This is a genomic window from Streptomyces sp. A18 (genome assembly GCF_059026065.1).
In genome coordinates this window covers 130,696-148,932 of sequence record NZ_JBWLKL010000013.1, presented here as the reverse complement: position 1 = coordinate 148,932, position 18,237 = coordinate 130,696, and the positions used below count along the sequence as shown (strand labels likewise).

Sequence of the window (18,237 nt, the reverse complement as noted above, 5' to 3'; positions counted from 1 at the left end):
GGGACAGCTCCACCTGTCCCACCCGGCCCGCCCGCGCACCGCCAACCCGCACAAGGAGGTGCCCAACCATGACCACCCACCGCATCCGCGTCGGCATCGACGTGGGCGGAACCTTCACCGACGCCGTGGCCGTAGACGCCACGACCCTGGAACTCCTGGGACAGGTGAAGGTCCCCACCAGCCACCATCACGAGGACGGCGTGGCTCACGGCATCGTGGAAGCACTGAGCCGTCTGCTGGAAGAGACCGGCCGCGCGCCCGAGGACGTCGCTTTTCTGGCGCACGGCACGACACAGGCTACCAACGCCCTGCTGGAGGGCGACGTCGCCACCGTGGGCCTGATCGGCATCGGCACCGGACCCGGCGCGGCCCTCACCCGCAGGCTCGCCGCGCTCGGCAAGCTCGAACTCACCCCGGGCAAAAGCCTTCCGCTCGCCTACGCCCATGTCACGGACCCGCTTGACGCGGAGTCCGTCCGGCGCGCCGCCGACACACTGGCGCGGGACGGCGCCCAAGTCCTCGTGGCCACCGAGCCGTTCAGCGTCGACCGGCCGGAGGGCGAGCAGGCCGTCGTGACGGCGGCGCGCTCCACCGGTCTTCCGCTGACGGCCGCACACGAGATCACCTCTCTGTACGGGCTGAACAAGCGCACCCGCACGGCCGTGGTCAACGCGGCGATCCTGCCGCGCATGCTGGCCACCGCCGATCTCGTCGACAGTTCCATCACCAAGGCCGGGGTCGGCTCACCGCTGATGGTGATGCGCTGCGACGGCGGCGTGATGTCCCTCGACGAGATGCGGCGCAGGCCGCTCCTGACCGTCCTGTCGGGCCCCGCCGCGGGCGTGGCGGGCGCGCTGATGCAAGAACGCATCAGCGAGGGAGTCTTCCTGGAGACCGGCGGCACCTCCACCGACATCAGCGTCGTACGGCGCGGCAAGGTAGCCGTCCAGCACGCCACGATCCTCGGCAAGAAGTCCTACCTCAACGCCCTGGACGTACGCACAGTCGGAGTCGGCGGCGGTTCCATGGTGCGGATCGGCGGCGGGAAGGTGACCGGGGTCGGGCCGCGCAGCGCCCACATCGCAGGGCTGCCCTACGCGTGCTTCGCGAGCATCGACGACCTGCGCGAAGCCAGGCTCACCACCGTCCGCCCGATGGCCGACGACCCGGAGGACTACGCCGTCCTCGACGCGGCGGGCGGCCGCTTCGCCCTCACCATGACGTGCGCGGCCAACGCGGCGGGGCGCGTGCCCGAGGGCGACTTCGCCCGCAGCGACCAGGACGTCGCGAGGGCGGCACTCGCCCCGCTCGCCGAGGCGCTCGGGGTGGACGTCGCCACCGCCGCGGCCCGGCTCCTCGACGTGGGAACGGCCCACGTCAAGAAGGTCGTCGACACGATGATCAGGGACTACCGGCTCGACAAGGACACAGCCCTCCTCGTCGGCGGAGGCGGTGGAGCCGCGTCCGTCACACCGCACCTGGCCGACGTCAGTGGTCTGGAAGGGCGCATCGCACGCCACAGCGAGGTGATCAGCCCGATCGGAGTCGCGCTCGCCCTGGTCCGGGAGCAGATCGAGCGGACCATACCGGGGGCCGGACAGGCGCAGATCCTCGCCGTACGGGCAGAGGCGGAGGCAGCCGTCATCGCGCAGGGCGCCGCCGCCGACGGCGTCGAGGTCGAGGTCACCGTCGACCCGCAGACCAGCACCGTGCGCGCCGTGGCCACCGGCGCCACCGAACTGCGCACCCAGGACCGGGCACACCGGGCGGACGAGGCGGAGCGGCTGCGCACCGCGGCGGCCAGTCTCAAGGCCGACCCGTCCCGGGTCACGGTCCTCGCCAAGACCTCCGCCCACACCGTGTACGGCACCGAGATGCGCCGCACCCTGCGCGCCACCCGGCATCCCGTCCGCATCGTCGACGCCGACGGCGTCATACGCCTCCACGTCCCCGACGCCCGCGTGGAGACCACCCGGATCGCCGACGCCCCCGACGTGCTCGCGAAGCTGGTGCGCGAGACCACCTCGTACGGCGACGGCGGCGTCCGCGCCCCCGCCGTGCGGTTGCTGCTCGGCTCCCGGATCGCGGACCTGTCGGGCGTCCTCGACCCCGAGCCGCTGCTCGCGCTCGCCCGCAGTGAACTCGACTCCCGTACCGCCGACGAGACGGTCGTCGCCGTCCTGGAGGTGCGCACATGAGCCCGCCCACGGCGCCCGTGCCCTCGCCGGAGACGTGCGACGACCTGGACCACGCGGTCCAGCTCCTTGCCGCGACCCCCACCCATGAGGGGCGCGACCCGGAGCTCCTCCGCCACTGGGCGCGCACGGCCGAGGAGTTCGGCGCGGCGCTGGCCCCCGTGCCGTGCCGGGCCAGGATCGTCGAACGGGCCGACGGCATGGAGCACGGCCTGCTCGCCCGCTACACCTCACGGCCGACACCCACGGTGGAGCTCTACACCGACACCCTGGCCGCGGCCGAAGCGCTGATCGACGCACGGGGCTGGCGGCACTGGTACCCGCCAGGATCGGTGCGCGCGGCGGCCCTCGCCCACGAGTCCGTGCACGAACACCTCCACCACGGTCCGGCGAAGGCCGCACTGAAGCAGGCACTGGGCCATGTCGTCCTGCGCGCGGGGCGGTTCCGGCTGTACGGGCACGTGGCGGGCGCGGAGGAGATCGCCGCCCACGCCCATGCCCGGACCGTCTGCGGTCTGGGCCGCAGCCCCCTTCTTCTCACGGCCGCGCTCGCCGACGCCGTGACCCGCGAGACCCACCTGACCCACGAGACCCACAGAGAGAAGTAGCGCCATGGGCGTTGTCATCCTGATCGTCATGGCTGTGGGTGTCGCCGCGATGCTCACCCGCAAGCTCCCCACCGCCTTCGCCCTGGTCCTCCTCGGTGTCGTCATCGCCCTCGTCGCCGGAGCGCCGCTGACCGGCAAGGAGAGCGTCTTCGACACCGTCCTCCAAGAGGGCGCCCCGATGCTCGCCTCGACGATGATCGCGGTGCTGCTCGGATCGTGGCTCGGCAAACTCCTCGACGAGACCGGCATCGCGGGGACCATCGTCCGCAAGATCGTTGAGTTCGGCGGCGACCGGCCCACGGTCGTGGCGCTCGGCGTGCTCGCCGTGTCCGCGCTGATCGGCACGGTCACCGGCTCGGCACCCGCCGCCATGCTGGCCGGGATCATCGGCATCCCGGCGATGGTGGCCGTGGGTATCCCCAAGGTCACCGCGGCGGGCACCATCCTGATGGGCATCGCCGTCGGGGTGCCGTTCGAACTGCCCATCTGGCAGTTCTTCTCGACCGCCCTGGACCTGCCGGTCCCCACGGTGCGGGACTTCATGGTGAAGTTGTTCCCGCTGGCCCTGGTCGCGGCCGTCGCCTTCGTCCTCGTCGAGTCCCGCCGTCGCGGGGTCGAGCACACCTGGGCCCTGAAGACGGCCGTCGACAAGCGCCGCTCGCGCCGTGAACGCCTCGGCGACGCACCCTGGTACGCGCTGATCACCCCCGTCGTGCCCCTGGTCCTGGCCCTCGGCTTCGAACTGGCCATCATTCCCTCGCTGTTGGCCGGTGTGCTCTACGCCCTGGTCACCACGACCCGGCCGCGCGCGATGAACAAGCGGCTGCTGCGCACCCTGTACGGCGGCTTCGAGGTCGCCGCGCCTCCGATCGCCCTGTTCATCGCCATCGGAATCCTGCTCGCCGCGGTCAAACTGCCGGGCGCCATCGAAGCGTTGGAGCCGCTGGTCAAGGCCGTCAGCCCGCAGAACCCGGTGCTGTTCGTGCTGGTCTTCACCCTGCTCGTGCCGCTGTGCCTCTACCGGGGCCCGCTGAACGTCTACGGCCTCGGCGCGGGCATCGCGGGGGTCCTCATCGCGGCCGGCATCTACCCCGCCGTCGCCGTGCTAGGCCTCGCCGCCTCCTACAACCAGGTCTTCGGCGTCGCCGATCCCACGAGCACCCAGACCGTGTGGAGCGCCCAGTACGCGGGCGTCGGCCCCCAGCAGGTCATGGTGCGCACCCTGCCGTACGTGTGGGCCGTCGCGCTCGGCGGATTCTGCGTCACCGCCGCCACCTACCTCTGAGCATTCCTCCGACATTCAACTCCCAGGACGGAGTCCAGAAATGAACGAGCCCCAGCACAATGTCCCGCGCCGCGTCTTCCTGCGCGGGGCGGCCGCCACCGGCACGGCCCTGGCGATCGGCGCCGGGACGGCGGGCACGGCCGTCGCGGCACCGGGCGGCTTCCCCGACTACACGTACGTGCGGACGGTGCTGAAGCCCTCGGACCTCGACTACAACCCCACGGGCGAGATCATCTTCCCGTGTCTGCGCGGCACCGTCGGCCGGATCCCCGGCGCGCTGGGCCGGTTCTACCTCTACTACGCGCCGCACGACGCCCCCGGCGGCATCTGCCTGGCCTACGGCGACTCGATCGACGGCCCCTTCACCGAGTACGCGGCCAACCCGCTCGTCACGAACGACTGGCAGCCGCACTACAAGGTCAGCCACGTCTCCTCGCCCCACGTGCTGTGGAACGAGGACGCCGAGGAGATGTGGCTCTACTTCCACGGGGAGAACACCACGACCCGCCTGGCCCGTTCCAAGGACGGCATCCACTTCACGTACGACAAGGTGGTGCTGTCCACCTCGATGCTGCCTGCCGGTTCGACCGAGACGTCCTATGCCCGCGTGTTCCGCCACGATCTGCCGTCCCGCGGGGCCCGTTACGTGATGCTCTTCATGCTGAACAACACCACCAACCACCGTGACATAGCCTGGGGTTGGTCGCAGGACGGGCGCAACTGGACCTTCGACCAGACCCCGCTGATCCGTCATGGGGATGTGGGGGCGCAGAACGTGGGCGGGCCGCACCTGCTGACACGCGGGAACAGCGCCTACGTCGTCTACAACACGGACAAGGGCAGCGGCGGAAACATACTGATCACCGAGGTCGGCAAGGACTTCTCGCGCCGCGATCACCTCGGCGTCTTCCACGACTCGATGGACGCGGCGCCGGACAACGGGCGCAGCGCGTCACCGAGTTTCGGAACGGAGAACGGCGTCCCCTACATGATGTACGAGGCGGGGGAGCGGCTTCAGGGCGCGATCGCTCTGGCTCGGGCGAAGTAGCGGGGCCCCGCGCACCGAGCCGACGCCGCCGTCGTCATGGCGGGGCGTCGCTCGGCGCGCCGTCAAGCGGCCGGGAGGGCGCGGGCGGCCACAGGGGGCGGTGGGACGGCGGCAGGGCCAGCAGGGCCCGGCCTACGGTGAGATGGCGGGGGAAAATCTCCGTGCTGCCGGTCAGCGTCAGGAGTTCGACGAGGTGGCGGCCGGCTCCCGCAAGCAGAAGCTGGCCCTCGCGGCGCCGCAGCAACCACCGCACCCCGAGCAGGCAGTTGAGCCCACGGGAGTCGCAGAACACGAGCGCCGTCACATCGAGAACGAGATGTCGATGCCCCGCCATGACGGAGGCGCCGAGCGTACGCAGGAAGAACTTCTCGGCGGTCCGGTCGAGTTCACCGCTCACGCGCAGCACGGCACACTCGTCGCACCGTGTCAGCTCGTTGATGATGAGGCGATGGGTCTGCGTCGACATCGCGCCCCCCAGTGGTCGTCGTACGGAAGCCCGTGTGCATGCCGGTGCACAATCTGCCTCGCTCCCGAGTCCCCCGTCCATCCCTCCCTACGCCTCTGGGCTCCCATCGCGGCGGGGGACGTAGCGCTGCAGCGTGATCCCGCTGCGAAAGGCCTTCGATTCGACCAGCCGCAGCCGCGGGATCTCATAACCCTCGGGGAAGAGGCGGCGGCCGCGGCCCTGGACCGCCGGGTAGACGAAGAAGCGGTACTCGTCGACAAGTCCCGCCTCGATCAGTGTGTGCGCCAAGGTGATGCTCCCGGTGAGCACGATGTCCTTGCCGCGCTGCTCCTTGAGCGAGGTCACCTCTTGGACGGCGTCGCCCGCGAGCACGGTCGAGTTCGCCCACAGGGGGTCCTCCAGCGAGGTGGACACCACGTACTTGTGCACCTTGTCGAGGTAATCGGCGATGCCGGTGGTGTCGTCGGTCAGCCGCGGCCAGTAGCCACGGAAGTCCTCGAACGTCTGCCGACCGAGCAGCAGGGCGTCGGCCCGGCTGTCCTGCCGATGGCTCTCCTCCAGCACGTCGGCCATGTCGACCCCGTCCTGGCCCTGCGGGTCGAACCAGTCGGTGAGCATCTCGACCGAACCGTCGACGGTGATGTTCTGGGTGACAGCGAGCGTGCGCATGGTGTTTCTCCACCTCCACTGAGTGTGCGTTCCACCAGTGGTGACCGCTGCGGGCGTCCAGAATCATCGGTGGGGCCTGAGGTGCAGGCCGGACATGATGAACGGATCCGGATCACCGGAATCGGTGGGCGTGATCATGGCGCTCACCAAAACGGGCCCGAGGCCGTCGACCAGGTCCACGCGGTCTTCTCCTGAGCCCAGCGGGCGGATGGTAAGATCGTCGGCGTTCGTGTGAGATCCGGTATCGAGGAAGTGGGGAGTTGGGGTTGATGACCGCGCTCAAGGCCACTGCCATGCGCACCGCCCGGACCACCCTCACGTCCCGGGTCGTGGCCTGACCTCAGCTGGATTCGCCCTCGCCGGGAGCGTGAGCTCGCGGGGCACCACCCACACGTACCCACCATGAAACGGATCTCCATCCATCATGAGTAACACCTGGATCACGCGCGCCGAGACCAGCGCTGACATCCCCGCCGTCCACGCCATCGACGTCGCCGCGTTCGACACTCCGTCGGAGGCCGACCTCGTCGACGCACTGCGCGCCGACACCGCCTGGATCGACGGGCTGTCCATCGTCACCACCGACCAGGAGGGCAAGCTCGTCGGCCACGCCCTGCTGACCCGCTGCCACATCGGGGACACCCCGGCCCTGTGCCTGGCCCCCGTCGCCGTACTCCCCGAGTACCAGAAGACCGGAGCGGGCTCCGCGGCCATCCGTGCCGCGCTCGAGGTGGCCAAGGGCCGGGGCGAGCGCTTCGTCACCGTCCTCGGACATCCGGCGTACTACCCGCGCTTCGGCTTCACCCGTGCCTCGACGTACGGTATCGGCATCAGCATCGAGGTCCCTGACGAGGCCATGATGGCCCTCGCCCTCGACGCCGATCACCCGCTGCCCAGCGGCACGGTGCGCTATGCCGCGCCGTTCGGCATCTAGTCGAAGCCGACCGTGCCGGGGGCCGCAATGGCCCCGGCACGGCCCGAAAAAGTCCGTTGCGGCCAGACTTCCGGCATCGGAGAGTGGGCCCATGACCACGCCCACCACCCTGCCGCCAGGCCTGACCGTGCGCCCGGCGACGTTCGACGACGCGGCGACGGTGTGCGCGCTGCTCAACGAGATCGACCTGCTGGAGATCGGCCGGGCCGACACCGCACTCTCCGAGATCCAGGCCGACTTGAAGCACCCCGAGGTGGACCTGGAGCACGACTCCTGGCTGCTGTTCGACGACGGCAGGCTCATCGCGTACGGCCTGATGTGGGACGAGTCCGGCGGCGAGCGGATCGACGTGGAGTTCTACACGCTGCCCGACCGGTCCCAGGCCTCCCGTCACCTGTTCGAGCTGATGGAGGCGCGCACCGTCGAGCGGGCCGCTGCCAACGGCGCGGACCGGGCGGTGGTGCACCTGGGCCTCAACACCGCCCCCACCGTGGACCTGCACGCGCTGCGCGGGCGGGGCTGGACACCGGTCCGGCGCTACAACGCGATGGCCCGTGACCTTTCCACCGCCAAGGACCGGCTGCCGGAGCCGCCCGCCGGCGTGACACTGAGTCCCTGCCTGGCCGAGCCGGACCGCCGGCGCGCCCACGCGCTGCTGCAGGAATCCTTCGCAGAGCACTTCGACTTCCAGCCGCGCACGTACGAACAGTGGCTGCACGACCTCGACGCCGAGCGCGCCGACTGGTCCCGGACGTGGATCGCGCACGTCGACGGCCTCGGGGACGCGGCGGTGCTGCACACCCACAACGACCGCGCGTCGATGGCCTGGATCGGCCACCTCGGAGTGCTGAGCCAGGCCCGGGGCAAGGGCCTGGGCAGCTACCTCCTGCGCCACGCCTTCGGCTACTACGCGGCGCTGGGGCGCGAACGGATCGGCCTCGGAGTGGACACCGACAACAGCACCGGGGCGCTCGCCCTGTACGAACGCCACGGCATGACCCTCGACTTCGCCGTCGACACCTGGGAGTTGATCCTCCCCGCCGTGCGCTGACGAAGCGCCGTCAGGCGACGGCCTTGAACGCGAACCGTACGTCGGTCAAGCGCTCCGAGAGCTCCCACAGGCGGCGGCCCGTCTCGGGGTCGGCCGCCGCGGGCGCAAGCTGCACGCGCCGTGGTGCGCCGCGCAGCTCGGCCAGGCCGCCCGGACCGATGAACTCGCCGCTCCGCGCGTCCGGTTCGGTCGCCGCGTACAGCTGGGGCAGCGCGCCATCGGCCGGGCGCTGGGCGAACAGCGGATTGCCGATGCGTCCGAGAACCACCCGCCACAGGCCGATCGGCGTGCCCATCTGGAGCTGGGTGGCGCTGTAGCCGGGGTGGGCGAGCACGCTGCGCACGGGGCTTGCGGACTCGGTCAGGCGGCGGTGGAGCTCCCGGCCGAAGACGGCGTTGGCGAGCTTCGACTGGTTGTAGAAGCCCATGGGCTTGTAGCCGCGCTCGCCGGTCAGGTCGTCGAAGCGGATGCGCCCCTGCCGGTGGTTGATCGAGCTGACCGTCACCACGCGGGGGTCGCTCCCCGCGGCCAGCAGGTCGAGCAGCAGGCCGGTGAGCGCGAAGTGGCCGAGGTGGTTGCAGGCGAACTGCAGCTCGTGGCCCTGCGCGCTGAGCGTACGAGGTGGCGCCATCACCCCCGCGTTGTTGATGAGCACGTCGATGTGCGGATGGTCGGCGTGCAGCTGATCGGCGAAGCCGCGCACCGAGTCGAGGTCGGCCAGGTCGAGGCGGCGTACCTCCAGGCTCGCGCCCGGGTGTGCCGCGGTGATCTCGGCGACCGCCCGGTGGCCCTTCGCCTCGTCGCGCACCGCCAGGATCACGTGCCCGCCCCGCCGGGCGATTGCGTGGGCGGTCGCCAGGCCGAGGCCGCTGTTGGCCCCGGTGACGACGAACACCCGGTCGGTCTGGTCCGGTGTCTGCTCGGCTGTCCAGCGTTGTTGCTGCGTCATGCGGCACATGCTGTCGCTGTTGGCACTGAGTGTCAAGAGTGTGCTTGAGTGTCATACAGGGCATGGTGTGTACGATGGTCCGGTGAGTACCCGCCCCGAAGTGAGCATGGCCGAGCGCAAACGGCAGCTCGTCTCGAACGAGCTGACCGAAGCGGCGCTGCAACTCCTTGCGCGGAAGGGGTTCGACGCGGTCACCATCGACGAGATCGTGACCACCGCCGGGGTCTCCCGGCGGACGTTCTTCCGGTACTTCGCCTCCAAGGAGGACGTGGTCGTCCAGTTCCTGGCCGACATGGGCGTCGGCATCCACGCGGAGTTGGCCGCTCGCCCCGTCGAGGAGCGGCCCGCCGTGGCGCTGCGGCACGCGGTGTGGGTTCCCCTCGCCGCCTGTGGCGACCACTCCGAGCGGGTGCTGCCCGTGGTGCGGCTGATTCTGCGTACGCCGGCCCTGCGCGCCCGCTTCCTGGAGCGCCAGGCGCAGTGGGGTGACGACCTGACGGGGGAGGTGGCGCGGCGTCTGGGACGTGACGCGGGCGTGGACCTCTACCCGCGCCTTGCCGCCGGGATGGCGCTGACCGCCTTCGACGCCGTGCTGCAACGGTGGAGCGACAGCGACGGTGCCGAGGATCCCGCCGAGCTGACCGACCGTGCCTTCGCCGTCATCGCCCCGGCGCTGGACGCCGAAGGGACGTAGGGCCTGGGCGGGCCGCCGCCGGAGGGGCGGTGGCGTGCCCGACTCGTGCGGGCTGGCATCATCGAGGTATGTCTGACTTGATCATCGCTGCCTGTGACGGAGCCGCGAAGAAGAACCCCGGCCCTGCGGCCTGGGCCTGGGTGGTCGCCGATGCCGATGAGCGCCCGCAGCGGTGGGAGGCAGGTCCGCTCGGCCACGCAACGAACAATGTGGCCGAACTGACCGCGCTGGCCGAGCTGTTGGAGTCCACGGACCCCGCGGTACCGCTGGAGGTCCGGATGGACAGCCAGTACGCGATGAACGCCGTCAGCAAGTGGATCGCGTCCTGGAAGCGGAACGGCTGGATGACCGCCGCGAAGAAGCCGGTCGCCAACAAGGATCTCGTCGTACGCATCGACGCGCTGCTGCAAGGCCGCCCGGTGACCTTCCGGCACGTCGCCGCCCACCAGGTGGACGGCGATCACCTCAACGCGATCGCCGACGTCGCGGCCAGCGACGCGGCCACGACGCAGGAGCCCGCCGGTACGGTCCACGGGGCGCTGACGATCCCCGAGCCGCGGCCCGAGCGCATGACGTCCTCGCCCTCCGCCGCGCGCCCCCGCAAGAGTTCCACCGCGCGGGCGGGCAAGGGGAGTTCGGGTGCGGTCATCAAGGCCAAGTTCCCCGGCCGCTGCCACTGCCAGAAGCCCTACGCCGCCGGTGAGAAGATCGCGAAGAACGCGCACGGCTGGGGTCACGTGGAGTGCCGGGAGTCCTGAGGCCCAGGGCGGGTCGCTCGGCCGTTTGACGTCGGTCAGGAGGGGTCGTCCGGCACGGCCCCGAGGAGGCTGCGGACGACAGGCCCGGCGGAGGAGCCGCCGGTGACGCCCTTCTCGACGACGCAGGCCACGGCGACATTGCCGCGATGCGCGACGAACCAGCCGTTGTTGGGAACGTCGTCGGACACCTCGGCGGTGCCCGTCTTGGCTCCCACATCGCCGGGCAGATCGGCCAGGACCGTGGCCGTGCCTTCGGTGACCGTGGCGCGCATCAACTCGCGCAGCTGAGAGACGACTTCACGCGGAAGCGGGGTCGTGGTGGTTGTGTCCTCGGTGTCACTGGTGAGGGTGGGCTGGTGGAAGGTGCCGGACACCGCTGTCGCCGTGACCGAAGCCATGATCAGCGGGTTGGCCTGCACCCTGCCCTGTCCGATCATCGAAGCCGCTTTCTCGGTCTGGTCACGGGGGACGGGGACGGACCCGTCGTACGAGGGGATCCCGACGTCCCACTTCTGCCCGACCCCGAAGTACTTTCCGGCGACGTCGCCCAGTTCCTGGTCACCGACCTTGTCGCGCAGGCCGATGAACGCGGTGTTGCACGAGGCGGTGAAGTCCTTGCGGAAGGTGGCGCCCCGGTGTTCGGAGGTCTCGACGTTCTGGAACCGCTTGCCGACGGTGAGGTACTTGGGGCAGTCCACGACGTCGCCGGGTGCCACCGCGTCCTTGAGCAGCAGCGCGCCGGTGGTGACGATCTTCCAGGTGGAGCCGGGCGCGTAGGTGCCCGAGACGGCGCGATTGAACCCGGACGAGGGGGAGTTGGCCACGGCCAGGATCTCCCCGTCATCGATCCGCAGGGCGACGAGCGCGGCGTCCTTGCCCTTGGCTTTGGTGGCGAGTGCCTTCTCCGCGGCGGCCTGCCAGGTGGCGTCGAGGGTGGTGGCCACGGGACGGTCGGCGGGGCGGTCGGACTTCTTGCCGAAGGAGGCCTCGGTGCCCGTGACCTCGCCGGTGGCCCGGTCGACGCGCTGGACCGCGCCCCGCGGACCGGCGCCGCTGCCCCCGGCGATCTGGGGGAGGAGCGGGCCGAGGGAGGGGTGCGTCTCGCTCGACAAGGCGTTCCCGGCGCGGTCGTTGATCTCGGGCCCGGCGGTGTCCTCCCGTTCCAGGCGGAACTTCTCCGTGCTGCTCAGCTTCGGGTGCACGAGGGACAGCGCCCAGTCCACCTTCCACGCGCCGTCGTCCTGCTTGCGCAGGGGCAGGGTCGAGGCGTAGGTCCAGGTGCCCAGCTCGGTGACGGGCATCTTGGCGGTGAAAGCCACGGTCACGGTGCCGTCCTCACCGGCTTTGGCGGCTCCCGGCGTCAGGGTCGGCTCACTGATGTCGAGCCCGGCGGTGAAGCTGTTCAGGACACGCTCCGCCTGCTGGGGACTCGAGGTCAGCGCCGCCGCGCGCGACATGCGCCCCGCCTCCCAGGCCGCCAGGAAGGCGCGCGCCCGCTCCGTCGCCTTCGGGTCGGGTGTCGAGGGTCCGGGGTCGAAGGGGCCCAGCTCTGCGGCGTACCCGATGCCCGCGGCGAGCGCGAGCGTCAGCCCCGCCGCGACCACCACGCGGGGCCCCTTCCTGGCGGGTCCGCGGCCGGGTCTGGTGAGGGGTGCGACATCGACGTCCGTCATCAAGGGCTCCTTGTACTGGCTTCCCGCTGCGGGCAGCGGAGCGTCGGGAAAGGGCGCGGGGTGCGGGGGCCGGGGGTGCGCGCATGTCGCCGCACCCCACCGGCGTACCTCCTGCTACGACAGCGAATCGGCGGTAACGGAGGCCGCTTCCGCGATCAGCTCGTCGGAGGGCTCGGCGTCCTTCGTGCCGCGGTTCGACAGGATCGACATCACGATGGGGGCGCCGTCGGCGGGCCACACCACGGCGATGTCGTTGCGGGCGCCGTAGTACTGGCCCGTCCCTGTCTTGTCGCCGACCACCCAGTTCTTGGGCACACCGGCCCTGATGGTCTTGTCCCCGGTGGTGTTGGTCTTGAGCCACTTCGTCAGCTGTGCGCGTTCGCCCTTGCCGAGGGCGTCCCCGAGGACGAACGCGCGCAGGTCGTCGGCCAGCGCCCGCGGGGTGCTCGTGTCCCGCTTCTCGCCCGGGATCCATGTGCTCAGATCGGGCTCGCGGCGCACCATCCGCGTCTCGTCGTCGCCCATCTTCTCGAGTACGGTGTCCAGACCCTTGGGCCCGCCGAGCTGATCGAAGAGCAGGTTGGCCGCGGCGTTGTCGCTGTAGCGGACGGCGGCGTCGCACAGTTCACCCAGGGTCATCCCGGTCTCGACGTGCTTCTCGGTCACGGGGGAGTTGGCGACCAGATCGTCCTTGGAGTACGTGATCTTCCGGTCGAGGCCGCTCAGGGAGTACTTGTCGAGGACGGCTCCGGCGGCCAGCGCCTTGAAGGTGGAGTTGTAGGCGAAGCGCTCGTCGGCGTTGTGGGCCACCTCGTGCCCGGTGCCGGTGTCGACGGCGTAGACACCAAGGCGCGCGTCGAACTTGCGCTCAAGCGCCTTGAGATCGCGGGTGAACGCCTTCGGCGTCTTCGGCGTCTTCGATGTGTTCGACGCCTCTGAGTGCTTCGACGCTCCCGCGGGGCGTGTCGACTCCTTGGAGGCGGCAGACGAGGCCGATGAGTCGTCTTCCGCGCAGGCCACGAGGGGGACGAGGCAGAGCGTGGCGAGGGCGCCGAGCATGGTGCGACGGGCACGGGTGTTCTGCATGGGCCAGACCTCCGGGGCGCCCCAGAGGCAGGGCGCATGGGGGATGGGGGGACGGGGCGGCACGGCTCCGTCCCGGGACGTGGTCGTGAGTGCCAGTGCCACCCTTGCCCCCGGTGACGTATGCGGTCCAATACGCTCCTGCGCGGTTCCATGCTGATCTGGCATAGGCTTCGGGGCGTGGATCTGGTCGGAGCGTGTCGCGCGTTCATCAGCGTGAGTGAGTACGGCAGCTTCACCGACGGAGCGGCGGCGTCCCGGATGTCCCAGTCGGTGGCAAGCCGTCGCGTCGCCGCGCTGGAGGAACGCTTCGGCGAGCCGCTGTTCGAGCGCACGTCGCGGCGCGCCGTCCTCACCCCCTTCGGGCGGGACATGCTGCCGACCGCCCGGCAGCTCGTGCAGGCCGCCGATGTGCTCCTCGACGAGGCGGAAGCCGTCAAGCGCAAGCCGTGGCGGCTCGCGGTGCCGGGCATCTGCTCCACGGTCGGTCTCGCGCGCCTCGTCGCCGAGGCGCGCGGGCACGGCGTCACGCTCGACCTGCGGGTCGCGGCGCCGACACGGCGCAGGGAGCTCCTGCACGCGCAGCAGGTGCGGGCCGCCTTGCTCGCGGTGCCCGCGGACGAGGCGACGTGGTCGGTGCCGCTCGGGCTCGCGGGGGCCGAGGAACCCGGCGTGCGGCGCGTCTACCTGGAGACGCTGCGCGTCGGACGTGCCTCCTCCGGTCCGCCGCGCCGCGTCTGGATCCAGCCGGAGGACGACGTGCCGCACATCCGCGACCCGCTGACGCGTCTGCGTGACGCGGTGGGCCTGCGGCCCGCGCAACTGGTCGCCGCGGCCGACCTGACGGGCGCAGCGGCGGAAGTCCTGTGCTCGGGCGACCTGTTGCTGTGCTCCCTGGCGCAGGCCGAGGAACTCGCCCTGAAATGGCGGCCCATGGGGGAGATCGCGCTCGGCAGGGGCTTCGCCCTGGCCGCCGCGGCGGAGGGCAATCCGCAGCACATCGAAGCACGCCTGGGCGATGCCATCGCCCGCTGCCTGGGCACGGGCGTCCCCCAGGCAGGGACAAAGGGAGGGACGGCGCCATGACCGGCGGCATGAACAGTGGGGTGGACCGTGGCATTGGCGGGGGCGTGAACACCGAGGCACTGCTGCGCGACATCCGCGGGCAACTGCGCGACGGCGGCCTGCACGGCTGCCTGCTCGTGCGGGACCTGCGCACGGGAGAGGAGCTGGGGATCGAGGCGGACACCCAACTGCCCTCCGCTTCCCTGGTCAAGGTCCCGCTCGCGCTGGCGACGGTCGAGCGGATCCGGCGGGGCGAGCTCGACGGGGCGACGGTGCTCGAGGTGCCGCCCGGACAGGTCACCACGCCCGGCCCCACCGGGCTGAGCCGGTTCCGCCACCCGGCCCGGATCGCGGTCGACGACCTGCTCTACCTGAGCATCTGCCTGAGCGACGGAACGGCCGCCAACGCGCTGTTCGAGCTCACGCCGCCCGCCCAGGTCGCCGGCATCCTCCACGAGCTCGGCATCCGCGGTATCGCCGTACGGCACTGCGTGGGCGAGCTGTTCGACACTCCCGTGGAGCGGTTCGACGCCGACCAGACCCATCTCGCCCACGCCCTCGCCATCGACGCCGGTACCAGCGGCCGTGGGCATCGGTTGCCGCAGCTCGACACCACCCGCGCCAACACCGGCAGCGCACGCACCTTCGTCGACCTGCTGCAGGCTCTGTGGACGCCGTCGAAGGTCCACCCGGACGTGGCCGAGCGGTTGCGCGATCTCATGGCCCACAACGTACTTCGGCATCGGCTCACCCCGGACTTCAGCTCCGACGCCAGCACCTGGTCCTCCAAGACCGGCACCCTGCTCAATCTGCGTCACGAGATCGGTGTCGTCGAGCACTCCGACGGCCAGTGCTTCGCGATCGCCGTCCTGACCGAGTCCCTCGTCCCGGCGGGCGCGCAGCCCGGCGCCGACGCCGTCATGGCGCAGGCGGCCCGAAGCCTGCGCGACCACCTGCGACAGCTCTAGCGGCGCTGTCGCAGGGGGAGTTGAGGCGGCCTGGTCGTAGCCACCGCGAACTCTCCCACCAGGCAGAACAGTTGAACCATGGGCCTGTAGGCTCGGAAGATCCTTGCCTGCTGGGGCGGGGCGCTGATCGCCCGCCGCACACTGAAACTGGTCAGACACGTAGGGGAGCCACGGATGACTGCAGACGACACGAACGTCCACATCGACACCAGCAAGCCGCACCCCGCGCGCGTCTACGACTGGCTCCTGGGCGGCAAGGACAACTATCTCGTCGATCAGGAGATGGGCGAGAAGCTGCCTCCCGCGGCACGCGCGAACGCGGCGCGGAATCGGGCGTTCATGCACCGCGCCGCAGCGTGGCTGGCTGACAACGGTGTCACGCAGTTCCTCGACATCGGCACCGGCATCCCCACCGCGCCGAACCTCCACCAGATCGTCCAGGAGATCGCTCCCAGCTCCAGGGTCGTGTACGCCGACAACGACCCCATCGTGCTGCGGCACGCCGAAGCGCTGCTGGTCAGCAGCCCGGAAGGCGCCACGGACTACGTGCAGGCGGATGTGCGCCGGCCCGAGGCGATCCTCGACCACGCCCGCGCGCGGCTGGACTTCGACCGCCCCATCGCGCTCTCCCTCATCGCCCTGTTGCACTTCATCACCGACGAAGAGGATCCTTACGGCCTCACGCGCACCCTCGTGAACGCCCTGCCGTCCGGCAGCTATCTGGTGCTGTCCCACGGCACCACCGACGAACACCCCGAGCTCGCGGACTCCGTCACCGAGACCTACAAGAAGGGCCGGGTTCCCTTGAGGATGCGGCGCCGCGCAGAGGTCGAGCGCTTCTTCGAGGGGCTGGAGCTGGTCGATCCCGGCCTGGTGACGGCGACGCACTGGTACAAGGAAACCCCCGCCCCGAAGGCCGAGTTGAGTGGTTTCTACGTCGCGGTCGCCCGCGTCCCCTGAGGTGCGACGCGGACGACCGTCCGGCCCGGGGTCAGGAGAACAGGACCGACCGAAGCTTCAACCGCTCGCTCGCGCCGCCCGTGTAGGGGCGCAACGTGAACTGGTCGCCGGAGCAGTCGGCGTTCGTGAAGACGAGCGCGTAGGAGTCGGTGCGGTTCTTGGGGGAGTGGGCGGGCGGCTGGGTGTACTCCTGGGCGGCTTCGGGGAGCGTGACGCATTCGCCGCTGTCCGGGTCGTGCAGGGTGGCCTGCTTCTCCTCGCCGCTGCTGTCGACGTAGGTGTAGCGGAAGTCGCCCTCGGCCGCGTGGGCGGAGCCGGGCACGGTCAGGATGAGCACGGCGGCACTGGCCGCGGCGGCCAGTGAGTGACGAAGACGCATGGATCGTTTTCCTTTGCTGGGATCGGCATCAGTGCTGGGAACGGCACCTGAACGCATCCCGCATTCCCGTCCTGACCAGCGGTGATACCTGAATGCGCGGCCACCACCCGCCGAAACGATCCGCCCTCACCCGTTCGGCCCGGCCGGGGTTCACGGGGGACGATTCCGGACGGATTCAGCAAGCACGCAAACAGCACGCAAGACTTGCAGTATTCTTGCGTCCATGACGCGACGACTTGCTCAGGTGGCGCGGAAGGTCGGGGTCAGTGAGGCCACGGTCAGCCGGGTGCTCAACAACAAGCCGGGGGTCTCCGACGCGACCCGGCAGTCCGTGCTCTCGGCCCTGGACGTTCTGGGGTACGAGCGGCCCACCCAACTGCGCGGCGAGCGGGCCCGGCTCGTGGGGCTCGTGCTGCCGGAGCTGCAGAACCCGATCTTCCCCGCGTTCGCGGAGGTGATCGGCGGGGCGCTCGCCCAGCAGGGGCTGACCCCTGTGCTGTGCACCCAGACCAAGGGTGGCGTCTCCGAGGCGGACTACGTCGAGTTGCTGCTGCAACAGCAGGTGTCCGGTGTCGTGTTCGCCGGCGGGCTGTACGCGCAGGCGGACGCCCCGCACGAGCACTACAAGCGGCTCGAGGCGCGCAAGATCCCGGTGGTCCTCGTGAACGCGGCCATCGAGCGGCTCGGCTTCCCGGCGGTGTCCTGTGACGACGCGGTCGCCGTCGAGCAGGCCTGGCGGCATCTGTCCTCGCTCGGTCACCGCCGCATCGGATTGGTGCTCGGGCCTGCCGACCACATGCCGTCGCAGCGCAAGCTCGCCGCCGCCCGTGCGGTCGCCGAGCAGGTCGGCGGGGTGCTGCCCGATGAGCACGTCTCGCGGGGGATGTTCTCGATCGAGGGCGGTCAGGCCGCCGCCGCGAAGCTCCTGGACGTCGGAGTCACCGGCATCATTTGCGCGAGCGACCCCCTCGCGCTCGGTGCGGTGCGCGCCGCGCGCCGCCGGGGCCTCGGCGTTCCGCGGGACGTCTCCGTCGTCGGGTACGACGACTCGGCGTTCATGACCTGCACAGAGCCGCCGCTGACCACGGTGCGTCAGCCGATCGAGACCATGGGCCGCGCCGTGGTCGAGCTCCTCGCGCTGCAGATCGCGGGCAGTGCGGTGCCCACGGAAGAGCTGCTCTTCGAACCGGAGTTGGTGGTGCGCGGCTCGACGGGGCAGCCGCCGCAGGAGTAGACGGGGGATACGCGGGAGGTGGCAGCCGTCCGAGGTCCGCCCGCGGTGGATCATCGCGGTCGCGCTGTCAATTTCTTTCAATCATCGCGCGAGATATTGCGCGGATCTGCTGTCGGTGCTTGAGTAAGCGCCGCCACACAGTCCGCGCAGCTGTGGGCTTCCCTGCTCCTGCCATGCCGTCCCTGCCCGCACGGGCAGGTGGCGCTGTCCAAAGGGGT

General features: G+C 70.6%; 18 protein-coding genes. 12 read left to right on the top strand and 6 right to left on the bottom strand.

Going from position 1 to position 18,237, the window contains the following annotated elements; translation table 11 throughout:
- Positions 1 to 68: 68 nt before the first annotated feature.
- From AC5P1C_RS22085 to AC5P1C_RS22070, 4 genes are read left to right on the top strand one after another with little or no spacing between them, the layout of a single operon-like run.
- The gene (locus AC5P1C_RS22085; protein ID WP_493867619.1) at positions 69 to 2,198 is read left to right on the top strand and encodes a hydantoinase/oxoprolinase family protein; all 2,130 of its coding nucleotides are present in this window, start codon (positions 69 to 71) and stop codon (positions 2,196 to 2,198) included.
- Positions 2,195 to 2,803 carry a hypothetical protein gene (locus AC5P1C_RS22080; protein WP_493867618.1) on the top strand — a complete coding sequence of 203 codons (609 nt, stop codon included), beginning with the start codon at positions 2,195 to 2,197 and terminating at the stop codon, positions 2,801 to 2,803. The genes AC5P1C_RS22085 and AC5P1C_RS22080 overlap by 4 nt, the downstream gene beginning before the upstream one ends.
- Positions 2,804 to 2,807: 4 nt before the next feature.
- A complete protein-coding gene (locus tag AC5P1C_RS22075) occupies positions 2,808 to 4,088 on the top strand; it encodes a TRAP transporter large permease subunit (protein ID WP_493867617.1) in 1,281 nt (426 codons plus the stop codon).
- Positions 4,089 to 4,128: 40 nt separating this feature from the next.
- The gene (locus AC5P1C_RS22070) at positions 4,129 to 5,136 is read left to right on the top strand and encodes a hypothetical protein (protein ID WP_493867616.1); all 1,008 of its coding nucleotides are present in this window, start codon (positions 4,129 to 4,131) and stop codon (positions 5,134 to 5,136) included.
- A gap of 34 nt (positions 5,137 to 5,170) precedes the next feature.
- Here the strand turns inward: AC5P1C_RS22070 and AC5P1C_RS22065 are convergent, their stop codons facing one another.
- Both AC5P1C_RS22065 and AC5P1C_RS22060 read right to left on the bottom strand, forming a co-directional pair.
- On the bottom strand, positions 5,171 to 5,602 hold the full coding sequence (locus tag AC5P1C_RS22065) for an STAS domain-containing protein (RefSeq protein WP_493867615.1): 432 nt from the start codon (positions 5,600 to 5,602) through the stop codon (positions 5,171 to 5,173).
- Positions 5,603 to 5,689: 87 nt separating this feature from the next.
- Positions 5,690 to 6,271, bottom strand: coding sequence for a dihydrofolate reductase family protein (locus AC5P1C_RS22060; protein WP_493867614.1), 582 nt, complete (start codon positions 6,269 to 6,271; stop codon positions 5,690 to 5,692).
- A gap of 424 nt (positions 6,272 to 6,695) precedes the next feature.
- Between AC5P1C_RS22060 and AC5P1C_RS22055 the strand changes: the two genes are divergently transcribed.
- Together AC5P1C_RS22055 and AC5P1C_RS22050 are read left to right on the top strand one after the other, a co-directional pair.
- Positions 6,696 to 7,205, top strand: a complete 510-nt coding sequence (locus AC5P1C_RS22055; protein ID WP_493867613.1) for a GNAT family N-acetyltransferase — start codon at positions 6,696 to 6,698, stop codon at positions 7,203 to 7,205.
- 91 nt (positions 7,206 to 7,296) lie between these two features.
- Positions 7,297 to 8,256 carry a GNAT family N-acetyltransferase gene (locus AC5P1C_RS22050; protein WP_493867612.1) on the top strand — a complete coding sequence of 320 codons (960 nt, stop codon included), beginning with the start codon at positions 7,297 to 7,299 and terminating at the stop codon, positions 8,254 to 8,256.
- Between the two features lie 10 nt (positions 8,257 to 8,266).
- On the opposite strand, the gene AC5P1C_RS22045 is transcribed toward AC5P1C_RS22050, so the two are convergent.
- On the bottom strand, positions 8,267 to 9,205 hold the full coding sequence (locus tag AC5P1C_RS22045) for an oxidoreductase (RefSeq protein WP_493867611.1): 939 nt from the start codon (positions 9,203 to 9,205) through the stop codon (positions 8,267 to 8,269).
- A 106-nt stretch (positions 9,206 to 9,311) separates the two neighbouring features.
- Here AC5P1C_RS22045 and AC5P1C_RS22040 point away from each other — a divergent pair, with 106 nt between their 5' ends.
- On the top strand, positions 9,312 to 9,899 hold the full coding sequence (locus tag AC5P1C_RS22040; protein WP_493867678.1) for an acyl-CoA-like ligand-binding transcription factor: 588 nt from the start codon (positions 9,312 to 9,314) through the stop codon (positions 9,897 to 9,899).
- Between the two features lie 68 nt (positions 9,900 to 9,967).
- On the top strand, positions 9,968 to 10,657 hold the full coding sequence (locus tag AC5P1C_RS22035; RefSeq protein WP_493867610.1) for a ribonuclease H family protein: 690 nt from the start codon (positions 9,968 to 9,970) through the stop codon (positions 10,655 to 10,657).
- Between the two features lie 35 nt (positions 10,658 to 10,692).
- Here AC5P1C_RS22035 and AC5P1C_RS22030 read toward each other — a convergent pair whose 3' ends face one another.
- Complete coding sequence (locus AC5P1C_RS22030) at positions 10,693 to 12,330, bottom strand: penicillin-binding transpeptidase domain-containing protein (RefSeq protein ID WP_493867609.1); 1,638 nt, start codon at positions 12,328 to 12,330, stop codon at positions 10,693 to 10,695.
- A gap of 114 nt (positions 12,331 to 12,444) precedes the next feature.
- Complete coding sequence (bla, locus tag AC5P1C_RS22025; RefSeq protein WP_493867608.1) at positions 12,445 to 13,416, bottom strand: class A beta-lactamase; 972 nt, start codon at positions 13,414 to 13,416, stop codon at positions 12,445 to 12,447.
- Between the two features lie 177 nt (positions 13,417 to 13,593).
- Here bla and AC5P1C_RS22020 point away from each other — a divergent pair, with 177 nt between their 5' ends.
- From AC5P1C_RS22020 to AC5P1C_RS22010, 3 genes are all read left to right on the top strand, one after another.
- The gene (locus AC5P1C_RS22020; RefSeq protein ID WP_493867607.1) at positions 13,594 to 14,499 is read left to right on the top strand and encodes a LysR family transcriptional regulator; all 906 of its coding nucleotides are present in this window, start codon (positions 13,594 to 13,596) and stop codon (positions 14,497 to 14,499) included.
- 44 nt (positions 14,500 to 14,543) lie between these two features.
- On the top strand, positions 14,544 to 15,446 hold the full coding sequence (locus AC5P1C_RS22015; RefSeq protein ID WP_493867677.1) for a serine hydrolase: 903 nt from the start codon (positions 14,544 to 14,546) through the stop codon (positions 15,444 to 15,446).
- A gap of 174 nt (positions 15,447 to 15,620) precedes the next feature.
- The gene (locus AC5P1C_RS22010) at positions 15,621 to 16,406 is read left to right on the top strand and encodes an SAM-dependent methyltransferase (RefSeq protein ID WP_493867606.1); all 786 of its coding nucleotides are present in this window, start codon (positions 15,621 to 15,623) and stop codon (positions 16,404 to 16,406) included.
- Positions 16,407 to 16,437: 31 nt separating this feature from the next.
- Here the strand turns inward: AC5P1C_RS22010 and AC5P1C_RS22005 are convergent, their stop codons facing one another.
- Positions 16,438 to 16,785, bottom strand: a complete 348-nt coding sequence (locus tag AC5P1C_RS22005) for a hypothetical protein (protein WP_493867605.1) — start codon at positions 16,783 to 16,785, stop codon at positions 16,438 to 16,440.
- A 223-nt stretch (positions 16,786 to 17,008) separates the two neighbouring features.
- On the opposite strand from AC5P1C_RS22005, the gene AC5P1C_RS22000 reads away from it, so the two are divergent.
- Positions 17,009 to 18,019: a LacI family DNA-binding transcriptional regulator gene (locus AC5P1C_RS22000; protein ID WP_493867604.1), complete on the top strand. Its 1,011-nt coding sequence runs from the start codon at positions 17,009 to 17,011 to the stop codon at positions 18,017 to 18,019.
- Positions 18,020 to 18,237 lie beyond the last annotated feature (218 nt).